This window comes from Pseudomonas sp. KH_050 (genome assembly GCF_057838875.1).
Genome location: NZ_CM174478.1, coordinates 1 through 12,551, shown reverse-complemented (window position 1 = coordinate 12,551; position 12,551 = coordinate 1). Strand labels below are relative to the sequence as shown.

Sequence of the window (12,551 nt, the reverse complement as noted above, 5' to 3'; positions counted from 1 at the left end):
ACCTTGATTGACCCGATACCGAGCTCGCAAGAGCTCGGTATTTTTTTATTGGTGGAGACCTATCTGCGAATGCTTACAGACAATCTTGACAGCCCGGACCTCGATGTCGTGCTTGCGACTGCCCTGCAGTTGGCTGAACGTGTTGCACTGGAACCTCTGAAGTTGCTCTCGACCGTCGATCGGCTGAATACCGCGTTACGCTTTGCCGATGCTGCTGCTCTTTACCAGCGTTGGCTCGGACACTGCCAATCGTCGGTCAACTACATCATTCAGTTCAATCTGGGGGTCACGCTTTCGCAGTTGGAGCAGCTGTCGGCAGCCAAAAATGCCTACCGCGCTGCCATTGCCCAGAGCCCGGAGTTCGCCCAGGCCTGGTTCAACCTTGGGTCAGTACTGGAGCGTCAGAAAAAACCTCAGGACGCCTTGGCAACCTGCCAGTCGATGCTGGACAAAAAACTGGTCAGCGCACAAGAAACCCGCGAGTTGTACCTGATGGTCTGCAACGCCCTGGGTCGGCTGCTGGAAGAAACGCGCCAATTGCAACCGGCCGAAGCCATACTGCGGACCAGCCTGGAAGTCGACCCGGCTCTATGGCTTTTGCTGGAGCCCGGAAGATGGCACGCCATTGCGTCAGCGAGTGAAAAACGCCATGGACCATTTCGTGCGGATCGTCGATATGGACGATGCAACGGCAGCCCAATGCATCCGTCATCACGAGATTGATATTCTGATCGATCTGCATGGCCTGACCTCCGGTGCCCGGCCGAATATCCCGGCCTATCGACCCGCTCCGGTGCAGATGACCTATCTCGGCTTTCCCGGTTCAACCGGGCTGCCCTGCATTGATTACGTCATCGCCGACCGCTACCTGATTCCCGACAACGAGAAATCCTATTACAGCGAAACACCGCTGTACTTGCCTCAGATCTATCAAAGCAGCGACCGGCAACGCCCGGTAGCGCCGCTGCCGACCCGGGCTCAGTGCGGGCTGCCGGAAAACCGGTTTGTCTTCTGCTCGTTCAACAACAATTACAAATTCAGTGAAGAGGTGTTCGATTGCTGGATGCGTATTCTCCAGAGAGCGCCTGACAGTGTGCTGTGGTTGCTGGCCGACAACCCTTGGGCGCAGAGCAACCTCTGCGCCAGGGCTGAGCTACAGGATGTAGACCCGGCACGTCTGTTGTTCGCCCCGCGCGTGGCGCCGCCCGAATACTTGGCTCGCTACGCCGCTGCGGATCTGTTTCTCGACGCCTACCCGTTCAACGCCGATACTACGGCCAATGACGCGCTATGGATGGGCCTTCCAGTACTCACGCGCTCGGGCCGTACCTTCGCCTCGCGCATGGCAGGCAGTCTGTTGACCACGCTTGAGTTGCCGGAGCTTATTACCACCACCTTGGAAGAATATGAGGAACGCGCCGTTCAACTGGCGACGCAAACGGATCTTTTGCCGCGATTGCGCCAACGTCTCAATCAGGGGCGAGAGCATTCGCCGCTGTTCGATATGCCACGCTTCGTCAAGGATTTCGAAAATTCGATCAGCAGCGTCGCGCTAAGAAGCGCGTAAGGGCAGGGGGGTTGTTAAAACAACCCCTGAACCTTTTGCAGCTCGCTGCGGGTCATTTGCCCGGTGCGGGTGTGCAGGTTGACATAGCTTTGCAGCATTGCCAGTTTGGTATCGAGCAGGTCACGCTTGGCGGAGTACAGGCGTTCCTGTGCGTCAAGAATGTCCACCGTTGAACGTACTCCGGCCTGGTAGCCTTTTTCCGCCGACTGCAGGGAGCTCTGGTTAGAGCGCACGGCGGTCACCAGTGCCTTACTCTTCTCGAAACCTGCCACCACGCCGAGATAATTGGCCTCGATGTCTTCGGCCGATTGCTGGACTTGAGCGTCGTACCCCGAGCGGGCGCTGTCCAGGGTCGAACGAGCGCGCTCGGTCGAGGCGCTGACCCCTCCGCCCTGATACAGAGGAATGTCGAGCACCACGCCTACATAGTAAGTGGATTGGCGCTGGGAAAACTCATTGAGGTCGCTCTGGTCGACACGGGCGAGTTGGCCGGTCAGTGCCAGGGTCGGGTAGTGCCCGGACTTTTGCAGTTTGAGATTTGCCTCGGCCAGTTGGATCGAGGCACGACTAGCCCCCAGCGTTGGCCCGGCCTGGTCGGCCTTGAGCATCCAATAGTTGAGATCTTCCTCAGGTGCCAACAAGCCAGTGACAGGCGATTGCTCCTGCATCTCGGGGATATTTTCCACGGCAATACCGGCACGCCCCGCGAGCTTGCGCAGTGCCGCCAGGCGCCTGGCTTGCAATTCGATTTCCTGGGCGCGGACCAGGTCCAGTCGGGCTTGGGCCTCTTCAATATCAGTGATGGTACCTTCACCGGCTTCGAACAGACGCTTGGATTGTTTGGCCAGCGCTTCGATCGAGGCTTTTTGCTGGGCCGTCAGCTTCAGTTCGTTTTCCACTTGAGCGGCATCGAAATAAGCTTCTACCACACGGTCGAAAATTCCTTGCCCGGCGCCGTCGTACTGTACTTCGCCCAACTTTGCGCGAGCTTTGGCCTGCTCGTAGGACGCCCAGCGGCCTTTGTCGAACAAAGGCTGACTGACGGACAGAGTGATGCTATCAGCGGCAAACTGATCGTTTTGGCCGCTGGACCGGGTCTCTTTTTCGAACTGTCCGCCATGGCCATATCGGGAGTTGATGCCAACCTGCGGCAGCAAGCCGCTGCGGCCGATCGCCGGTTCCTGGCGAGACGCTTCATAGTCGTGGTTGGCAACCTGATAGGTCGCATCGTTTTGCCGGGAGGCGTCATAGAGGTCAACCAGCGACAACTGACCATCACTGGCCCAGAGCCGGCATGAGCAGAATAGAGAGAGTAAGGCTATACGTCCGCGCACTGTCATTCTTCCTTGAAGGCGCCAACCAAACGCTCGGTAATGGGTTGCATCAGGTAGTTCGCCAGCGTCCGCTCACCGGTTTTGACCAGCACTTCGGCCTGCATCCCCGGCTTGATATCGAGCCCGGCATCGCGCAATTGGATAATGTCTTGCGGGTTGACCGCCGCTTCGACCGAGAAGTAGGGCGCCCCGGTATGTTCGTCGATCAGCTGGTCAGCCGACACAGTGCTGACCGTACCGGTGATGACGGGGGTGTGGACCCGCTGCAACGAGCCAAAGCGGATATCAACCGGCAGTCCCGGTTTAAGTCGGTCGGCCATCATGGGGGGAAACTGCGCCTTGACCACCCAACTGGAACCTTGCGGGACAACGTCCATCAGCCGTTGGCCCGCCGGGGCGATACCGCCGACGGTGTGCACAGCCAGCCCCATCACCTGGCCGGCGACCGGTGCGAGGATGGAGGCATTGCGCACTTCGAACTCGAGCGCCTTGATCTGCTCTATGAGGCTCGAGGTTTGCGCCGAGACCTGAGTCAGTTGTGACTCGGCTTCGCTGCGGAAAGCCTGAGTCTGCTGCAGTGCCTTGAGCTTGCTTTCGTTGATCGCCTGCCGCGTGCGGCCGATATCGGAAATCGCCGAGGCCAGCTGAGCACCTAGTTGCGCTGCATTTCTCTCTGCTTCGAACAGGCGGTTGCGTGGCAGATAACCTTCCTGCGCCAGTTCGCGCAGCCCCTTGAGTTCTTGCTGTTGATACTGAAATTGTACCGAGTGGTTACGCTTGATCTCTTGGTAACCGGCCAGTTGTTCGGTTAGCGAAGCCACTTCGTGCTGGCTGATTTTCAGCCGGCTGGCGAGTTCCGCGCGGCGGGTGGCGAATAGATAGCCTTGCAACTCCATTGCTGCCTGAACGTGCGGGTCATTCGCCTTGACCTGCAGATCCTGGAACCAATCGATACTGTCGCGATCCAGACGTTCGGCCATCAGTCGCGCCTCGACGGCGCGTGCGCTCGACCATTGCCCCAGAGCCACGTCAAGTTGGGACTGTGCCTGAACAATATTGAGTTGCACCACCACCTGACCTTGCTGCACCAGGTCACCCTCACGCACCAGGATATGCTCGATCACACCCCCCGAGCGCGACTGAACGGTCTTTCGCTCGCCGGACACCACCACGGTGCCGCTGCCAACCACGCCTCGATCGAGCGGCGCGAGGCCGGCCCAGAGGAAAAATCCACCCAAGCCAACGGCCAAAAACCACATGCCGATTCGGGCAATGCCCGCGGCATCGGCATCGGGCGCCGGCGTGTCGGGCAACATGTCATTCTGAATGGGTTGCATCGAGGTCTCAGGCTTCTTGGTTGCTGGATTCGGCGACTTTCTGCACCGGTGGTGGCACGAGGGCTTTAAGTACCTGATCCCGAGGACCGTACAGCTGCTGCACACCGTCCCTGAGGAACAAGAGTTTGTCGACCACGCCGAGAATGCTCGGTCTATGCGTCACCAGCACCACGGTAGAACCGGCGGCCTTCAACAGGCGGACAGCCTGTACCAGGGCCGCTTCGCCGGCGTCGTCAAGATTGGAATTAGGTTCATCCAGCACCACCAGCGCTGGCTGGCCATAGAGCGCACGGGCCAGGCCAATACGCTGTTTCTGCCCACCGGACAGCCCCAGACCGCCGACGCCGAGCATCGTGTCGTAGCCTTTGGGGAAGTGCAGAATCATCTCGTGAATGCCGGCCAGACGTGCAGCCTCGATCACCTTGAGCGAGTCCACCTCGCCAAAACGTGCAATGTTTTCGGCGATGGTGCCGTCGAACAACTCGATGTCCTGCGGCAGGTAGCCCAGATAAGGGCCAAGCGTCTCACGTGACCACTGACTGACTTCTGCATTGTCCAGTCGTACCGAGCCGTGGCTCGCTGGCCAGATACCGACCATGGCCCGGGCCAGAGAGGACTTGCCCGAAGCACTGGGGCCGATCACCGCCAATACCTCACCTTTGGCCAAGGTAATCGTCACCCCGTTTACTGCTGGCCGTTGCATGCCGGGCGGGGTGACCACCAGTTTATCGATGCTCACCGCACCGGTCGGCGCCGGCAGCGCCATTCGCGGTTCAGGCTTGGGGAACTCATTGAGCAGGCGATTCAGGCGCTCATAGCTGCTCTTGGTATTGCCCATCTGTTTCCACGAGCCAATGAGCGCCTCCACCGGCGCCATGGCCCGTCCCAACAGCACCGACACGGCAATCATCACCCCGGCCGATATCTGGTTTTCCATCACCAACACAGCGCCCAACCCCAGCGAGAGGGATTGCCAGGTCATTCGCACAAAGCGGGTCATTGCGGAAATCCGTGCGCTGCGGTTACTGGCCTCGGCCTGTGCCGTGATGATGCGCTGTTGCACATTGAACCAGCGGCGACGCAGTGCAGTGAGCATCCCCATCGCCTGGATGACTTCGGCGTTCTGCAGAGTACTGTTCACATAGTTGGCAGAGGCGACGGATAGTCGGTTGGCTTCAGCCATGCTTTTGCGCGTGGTCAGCTCGTTCCAGATGGCAAGAGCGGCGAGGAGGATGCAGCCCACTACCGTAAACAGCCCCAGCCAGGGGTGAAAGAGAAAGGTGACGATCAGGTAAATCGGCAGCCAGGGTGCATCGAACAGGGCAATCAGCCCTGGGCCCGTGACGAACTGACGAAGGTTGTTCAGATCACTCAACACCTGTGCCGGGTTGGCGCTGTGTTCCTTCAGGCTGCGCTCGAAAGCCGCGCCGAATACCCGCTCGCCGAGCTGGGCGTCGAGGCCCGCGCTCATCTTGATCATCACCTGGCCGCGGACCCACTCCAGCGCACAGCTCAGCACATAGAACCCAAGCAGAATCAGGCTCAACATCAGCAGAGTGGTTTCGTTACGGCTGGTCAGGACACGGTCGAAGACCTGCATCATGTAGATCGAGGGGACCAGCATCAGCAAGTTGATCACCCCGCTGAATAATGCAAGCACCCCGAAAAGGCGCTGATAACGCAGCAAGGCAGCATCGATATCTCGTTTGGGATCAAGAATGAGTCGCATAAAATCCAAGCGATAGAGTTGCGGTAAGGAAAATGACGGTTTCGCTTTTTCAGGGGATAACTGCCCTCGAGCATTTATCGGCGGGCGATGGTAGCACTTTGATTTGAACTTTGATGAATGAACCCCCGCAGTCCCGTTCATAAACACTTCATCGGCTCAAGCGAGCTGATCTTGAGCGGGTTTTTATTGGGCCGATAAGTGACCCATCGACCCGCTTGAACCTGATGAAACTGCATCGGCGCGAACCCAGGTCCGCGGTTCATTTATCGCTATTCGCAATTTATCGATGGCAATTTTTTTGCAAAAAAAAGCCAGCGCTCTGCGCTGGCCTTCATTCAGGCCCGCCTAGGGCGGGCCGAATTTTTTGCAAACCTACCTGATCAGAAGTCCAGGTTGGACACCGCCAAGGCGTTGGTTTCGATGAAGTCACGACGTGGCTCGACCGCATCACCCATCAGGGTGTTGAAGATCTGGTCGGCACCGATGGCGTCTTCGATCGTCACTTTGAGCATCCGGCGCACGCTTGGGTCCATGGTGGTTTCCCAGAGTTGGTCCGGGTTCATCTCACCGAGACCTTTGTAGCGCTGGATGGTGTGGCGCTTGGTGCTTTCGGCCATCAGCCATTCCAGGGCTTCCTTGAACTCGGTGACGGGCTTCTTGCGCTCGCCGCGCTGAATGTAAGCGCCTTCGTCCAGCAAGGTGCTCAATTGAGCGCCAAGGGTGACGACGGTCTTGTAGTCATTGCTGCCGAAGAAATCGCGGTTGAAGGTGATGTAGTTCGACAGACCGTGGGAGATCAGTTCGACCTCCGGCAGCCAGACATTACGTTCACGGTCTTCACGCAGGCTGGCTTTGTAGACCAGGCCGGATTTTTCCACGGTACGCAGGCGGACTTCGTACTGGGCCAGCCAATCCTGCATCGCAGCGTGATCGGACAGCTGTTCCATGCTGACGGCAGGCAGGTAGATGAAGTGCTCGGTCAGTTCCTGTGGATACAGACGCGACAAACGCTTGAGGGTCTTCATCACCATGCGGAAGTCATTTACCAGGCGCTCCAGCGCCTCACCGGAAATACCCGGGGCTTCCTCATTCAGGTGCAGGCTTGCATCTTCAAGGGCCGACTGCGTCATGTACTCTTCCATGGCGTCGTCGTCTTTGATGTATTGCTCTTGCTTGCCTTTCTTCACTTTGTACAGCGGTGGCTGAGCGATGTAGATGTAGCCACGCTCGATCAACTCAGGCAGCTGACGGAAGAAGAAGGTCAACAGCAGGGTACGGATGTGCGAACCGTCGACGTCAGCATCGGTCATGATGATGATGTTGTGATAACGCAGTTTCTCGATGTTGTACTCGTCGCGACCGATGCCGCAACCCAGCGCAGTGATCAAGGTGCCAACCTCTTGCGAGGAAATCATCTTGTCGAAGCGGGCTTTCTCAACGTTAAGGATTTTACCTTTCAGAGGCAGAATCGCTTGAGTCTTGCGGTTACGTCCCTGCTTGGCGGAACCGCCAGCAGAGTCACCTTCCACCAGGTACAGTTCGGAAAGGGCAGGGTCTTTTTCCTGGCAGTCCGCCAGTTTGCCCGGCAGGCCGGCGATATCCAGCGCGCCTTTACGACGGGTCATCTCACGGGCTTTACGCGCCGCTTCACGAGCACGCGCCGCGTCGATCATCTTGCCGACAACCAGCTTGGCTTCGTTCGGGTTTTCCAGCAGGAAGTCGGAGAAGTATTTGCCCATTTCCTGTTCGACAGCAGTCTTCACTTCAGAAGAAACCAGCTTGTCTTTGGTCTGGGAACTGAACTTCGGATCCGGCACCTTGACCGAAATGATCGCCGTCAAACCTTCACGGGCATCGTCACCGGTGGTCGCGACTTTATGCTTCTTCGCCAGACCTTCCGCTTCGATGTAGGTATTGAGGTTACGCGTCAGCGCCGAACGGAAGCCCACCAGGTGAGTACCACCGTCGCGCTGCGGGATGTTGTTGGTGAAGCACAGCAGGTTCTCGTTGAAGCTGTCGTTCCACTGCAGAGCGACTTCTACACCGATGCCGTCTTCACGCTGGATGTTGAAGTGGAACACCTGGTTGACCGCAGTCTTGTTGGTGTTCAGGTATTCAACGAACGCACGCAAACCACCTTCGTACTTGAACAGTTCTTCCTTACCGCTGCGTTCATCCTTGAGGACGATACCAACACCGGAGTTCAGGAAAGACAGTTCACGAATCCGCTTGGCCAGGATGTCCCAGCTGAAGTGGATATTCTTGAAGGTCTGGTCAGAAGGTTTGAAGTGAATCTGGGTACCGGTGGATTCAGTCTCACCGACGATTTTCATCGGTTCTTGAGGAACACCGTGGACATAGGTCTGTTCCCAGATCTTGCCGCTGCGACGAACCGTCAGCACCAGCAATTCGGAAAGAGCGTTCACTACCGACACACCTACACCGTGCAAACCGCCGGATACTTTGTAGGAGTTGTCATCGAACTTACCGCCGGCGTGCAGCACGGTCATGATGACCTCGGCTGCCGAAACGCCTTCCTCTTTATGCACGTCTACCGGAATGCCGCGACCGTTGTCGCGCACGGTGATGGACTCATCCGGGTGGATAATGATGCTGATGTCGTCGCAATGGCCGGCCAAAGCTTCGTCGATCGAGTTATCGACCACCTCGAACACCATGTGGTGCAGACCGCTGCCATCGTCGGTGTCACCAATGTACATACCGGGACGTTTGCGTACGGCATCCAGGCCTTTCAGCACTTTAATGCTGGTTGAGTCGTACGTATTTTCTTCGCTCATGCCTTCACTCCCGATGGTCGTGGGTCTGGGTGATACGGCCCTGTTCCACGTGGAACAAAGCGACTGGCGTTTCCGTCTGCCAGCCTTCCCTCAATAATTCGTGATCTACACAGGTGATAAACACCTGGCAGCGTAAGTCTTCCAACAAGCGGCAAAGTGCGCGGCGGTGTTGCTCGTCCAGTTCGGACGGCAAGTCATCCACTAGATAAATACACTGGCCACGCCGGGCTTGGCTGACCAAGTGCCCTTGGGCGATTCGCAATGCACAGACCACCAACTTCTGCTGACCACGGGACAAGATATCCGCGGCATTATGTGCGCCCAATCTAAGACGCAAATCAGCGCGTTGTGGTCCGGCCTGGGTGTGGCCCATTTGCTGATCCCGGTGAAGGGACGTGGCGAGCACTGCACTCAGCTCTCGCTCTTTGTCCCAACCCCGGTAATAGCTAAGCGTTAAGCCCTCGAGCTCAACCAGTTCGCTCAGGGTCTGTTCAAAGACTGGTTTCAAGGCTTTGATATAAGCGCGGCGGTATTCATCAATATCAGCGCTGGCTTGACACAGTTCCCTGTCCCAAACCGCTTGTGAAACGGCGTCAAGTGTACCATGCCGAAGCCATGAGTTCCGCTGCCGAAGGGCCTTCTGCAGCCGCTGCCACGTGGACATGAAACGTGGTTCCACGTGGAACACACCCCAGTCCAGAAACTGCCGACGGATTTTCGGAGCACCTTCCAACAATCGGAAGCTATCGGGATTGATCAGTTGCAGGGGCAGTATTTCAGCCAGCTGTGCCGCGCTGCGGGCGTTCTGTCCATCAATACGAATCTGAAACTCACCTTGGCGATCACGTGAGATCCCCAAAGCGCTGTGCCCACCTTCAGCCAGTTCAACCTGGCCGAATACGGTGCATGCCAATTGCTCGTACTGAATGACCGGCAATAAGCGGGCACTACGAAACGAACGGGCAAGCCCCAGCAGATGGATGGCTTCCAGAACACTGGTTTTGCCGCTGCCGTTGGCGCCGTACAGGATATTGATGCGGGGGGAAGGGGAGAAGGTCACCGGGTGCAAATTGCGCACCGCGGTGACCGAGACGCGACTGAGGGACATCTAGCTTCTGCTGAGCATGGTTACAGGCGCATCGGCATTACAACGTAAGCCGAGTCGTCGTTGTCAGACTCTTGCACCAATGCACTGCTATTGGAGTCGGACAGAATCAGGCGGACCTGTTCGGTAGTCATCACACCCAGCACATCGAGCAAATAGCTCACGTTGAAACCAATCTCCAGCGAGCCACCGTTGTATTCGACTCCCACTTCTTCTTCAGCTTCCTCCTGCTCAGGGTTATTCGCCTGGATCTTCAGCTGACCGTTGGCCAGTTGCAGACGAATGCCACGGTACTTCTCGTTCGAGAGAATCGCGGTACGGCTGAAGGCTTCACGCAGTGCCTGACGATCACCGAGGACCAGCTTGTCACCGCCTTTAGGCAGCACACGCTCGTAATCCGGGAACTTGCCATCAACCAGCTTGGAGGTGAAGGTGAACTCGCCCGTGGTGGCGCGGATGTGGTGTTGACCCAGGACGATGCTGACCAGACCCTCCGGCTCAGTCAGCAGGCGCGCCAGTTCAAGGATACCTTTGCGCGGCACGATCACCTGATGACGGTCCGGCTGACCGATATCGGCCTGCATCGAGCACATGGCCAGACGGTGACCGTCGGTGGCTACGGCGCGGATGATGCCGGCAGACACTTCCAGCAGCATGCCGTTGAGGTAGTAGCGCACGTCCTGCTGAGCCATGGCGAAGCTGGTGCGTTCGATCAAACGACGCAGTTTGCTTTGCGCAAGCGTGCAGGTCAGCGAACCCGGGCCTTCTTCGACCGTAGGGAAATCGTTGGCCGGCAAGGTGGACAAGGTGAAGCGGCTACGGCCGGCTTTAACCACCAGTTTCTGCTCGTCGACCTTGATATCGATCAGGGCGTCGTTTGGCAGGCTCTTGCAGATGTCCATCAGCTTGCGCGCCGGGACGGTGATCTCGCCTGGCTCGGCAGGCTCTTCGAGTTGCACGCGACCGACCAGCTCGACTTCCAGGTCAGTACCGGTCAGCGACAGTTGCTGGCCTTCGACAACCAACAGCACGTTGGAAAGCACCGGCAAGGTCTGGCGGCGCTCGACGACGCCTGCGACCAGTTGCAGTGGTTTCAACAGGGCTTCGCGTTGAATGGTGAAATGCATGGTCTCGTCCCTTGCCTTAATAAGCTGCGCTGGTGTTCATCAAGTGGTCAGTGTACGCAGCAGGTTCTTGTAGTCCTCGCGGATGTCCGCATCGGATTCCTTGAGCTCGTTGATCTTGCGGCATGCGTGCAAGACCGTGGTGTGATCTCGGCCACCAAACACATCGCCGATTTCCGGCAGGCTGTGGTTGGTCAGCTCTTTGGACAATGCCATCGCTACCTGACGTGGACGTGCGACCGAGCGCGAACGGCGCTTGGACAGCAAGTCGGAAATCTTGATCTTGTAGTACTCGGCGACCGTGCGCTGAATGTTATCCACAGAGACCAGTTTATCCTGCAGTGCCAGCAGGTCCTTCAGGGATTCGCGGATCAACTCGATGGTGATGTCGCGGCCCATGAAGTGCGAGTGGGCGATAACACGTTTAAGTGCACCTTCGAGCTCACGCACGTTGGAGCGAATACGCTGGGCAATGAAGAACGCAGCGTCATGGGGCAGATCGACTTTGGCCTGATCTGCCTTCTTCATCAGAATCGCAACCCGGGTTTCAAGTTCCGGCGGCTCCACGGCTACCGTCAGGCCCCAGCCGAAGCGGGATTTGAGGCGCTCTTCAAGGCCTTCGATTTCTTTCGGGTAGCGGTCACTGGTGAGAATGACCTGCTGGCCACCTTCAAGCAGTGCGTTGAACGTGTGGAAGAACTCTTCCTGGGAACGTTCCTTACGGGCGAAGAACTGAATGTCATCGATCAGCAACGCATCGACCGAACGGTAGAAGCGCTTGAATTCATTGATCGCATTGAGCTGCAACGCTTTGACCATGTCCGCCACGAAGCGCTCGGAATGCAAGTATACGACCTTGGCATTCGGGTTCTTCTTTAATAGGTGGTTACCCACAGCGTGCATCAAGTGAGTTTTACCCAAGCCAACACCGCCATAAAGGAACAGTGGGTTGTAGCCATGCTTGGGATTGTCGGCCACCTGCCAGGCCGCAGCCCGGGCCAACTGGTTGGACTTACCTTCGACGAAGTTCTCGAAGGTGAAGGTGCGGTTCAGGTAGCTGGTGTGCTTGAGCGCGCCCTCAACCTGCACCGTACGCTGTTCGGAGCGTACCGGGGCTTGTTGCGAGCTGGCGCCCGCCATCGGGTCGAAGCTGTCGCGAGAGGGCTCTTCACTGACCTCGGCGGTCTTTTGCGTAGCCCGTTTGGCGGGCGCACTTGGGGCCGGAGCATTGGCCACAGGTGCAGCAGCAGCCTGCGCTTGAGAAGCCGCGGCCGCCAAAGGCGCATTAGGAGCCGCACGAGGTGCCGAACTGCGCTTGCTGCCTATTAATAAGGAAAGCGAAGGCGCCAGGCCGTTGCCATGCTCATCGAGCAACTCGAGCACGCGGCCCAGGTACTTTTCGTTGACCCAGTCGAGAACAAAACGATTCGGTGCGTAAACACGCAACTCATCGCCCTCGGCTTCGACCTGTAGTGGACGGATCCAAGTGTTGAATTGCTGGGCAGGCAGCTCATCGCGCAGAAGCTCCACGCACTGCTGCCAAAGTTCCACTGACAC

The 12,551-nt window shown here is 57.7% G+C and carries 9 protein-coding genes; 2 read left to right on the top strand and 7 right to left on the bottom strand.

The window, feature by feature from the left end; translation table 11 throughout:
- The first annotated feature begins 69 nt into the window (after nt 1-69).
- Both AC3IUA_RS00045 and AC3IUA_RS00040 read left to right on the top strand, forming a co-directional pair.
- Nucleotides 70-723, top strand: coding sequence for a tetratricopeptide repeat protein (locus AC3IUA_RS00045; protein WP_489358497.1), 654 nt, complete (start codon nt 70-72; stop codon nt 721-723).
- Complete coding sequence (locus AC3IUA_RS00040) at nt 638-1,567, top strand: O-linked N-acetylglucosamine transferase, SPINDLY family protein (protein WP_489358496.1); 930 nt, start codon at nt 638-640, stop codon at nt 1,565-1,567. Before AC3IUA_RS00045 ends, AC3IUA_RS00040 begins: the two co-directional genes overlap by 86 nt.
- Before the next feature lie 14 nt (nt 1,568-1,581).
- Here AC3IUA_RS00040 and AC3IUA_RS00035 read toward each other — a convergent pair whose 3' ends face one another.
- The 7 genes from AC3IUA_RS00035 to dnaA all read right to left on the bottom strand — a co-directional run bounded on the left by AC3IUA_RS00035 (nt 1,582) and on the right by dnaA (nt 12,551).
- Complete coding sequence (locus tag AC3IUA_RS00035; RefSeq protein ID WP_489358495.1) at nt 1,582-2,907, bottom strand: TolC family outer membrane protein; 1,326 nt, start codon at nt 2,905-2,907, stop codon at nt 1,582-1,584.
- Nucleotides 2,904-4,238 (bottom strand): HlyD family type I secretion periplasmic adaptor subunit, encoded by a 1,335-nt coding sequence (locus AC3IUA_RS00030; RefSeq protein ID WP_489358494.1) that lies wholly within the window; start codon nt 4,236-4,238, stop codon nt 2,904-2,906. The genes AC3IUA_RS00035 and AC3IUA_RS00030 overlap by 4 nt, the downstream gene beginning before the upstream one ends.
- Before the next feature lie 7 nt (nt 4,239-4,245).
- Complete coding sequence (locus AC3IUA_RS00025; RefSeq protein ID WP_489358493.1) at nt 4,246-5,967, bottom strand: type I secretion system permease/ATPase; 1,722 nt, start codon at nt 5,965-5,967, stop codon at nt 4,246-4,248.
- Nucleotides 5,968-6,347: 380 nt separating this feature from the next.
- Entirely contained in the window at nt 6,348-8,765 is a 2,418-nt protein-coding gene (gene gyrB / locus AC3IUA_RS00020; RefSeq protein ID WP_489358492.1) for a DNA topoisomerase (ATP-hydrolyzing) subunit B, read from the bottom strand.
- 4 nt (nt 8,766-8,769) lie between these two features.
- On the bottom strand, nt 8,770-9,873 hold the full coding sequence (recF, locus tag AC3IUA_RS00015; RefSeq protein WP_489358491.1) for a DNA replication/repair protein RecF: 1,104 nt from the start codon (nt 9,871-9,873) through the stop codon (nt 8,770-8,772).
- A 20-nt stretch (nt 9,874-9,893) separates the two neighbouring features.
- Nucleotides 9,894-10,997, bottom strand: a complete 1,104-nt coding sequence (gene dnaN, locus AC3IUA_RS00010; RefSeq protein WP_489358490.1) for a DNA polymerase III subunit beta — start codon at nt 10,995-10,997, stop codon at nt 9,894-9,896.
- Nucleotides 10,998-11,036: 39 nt separating this feature from the next.
- Nucleotides 11,037-12,551, bottom strand: coding sequence for a chromosomal replication initiator protein DnaA (dnaA, locus tag AC3IUA_RS00005; RefSeq protein WP_489358489.1), 1,515 nt, complete (start codon nt 12,549-12,551; stop codon nt 11,037-11,039).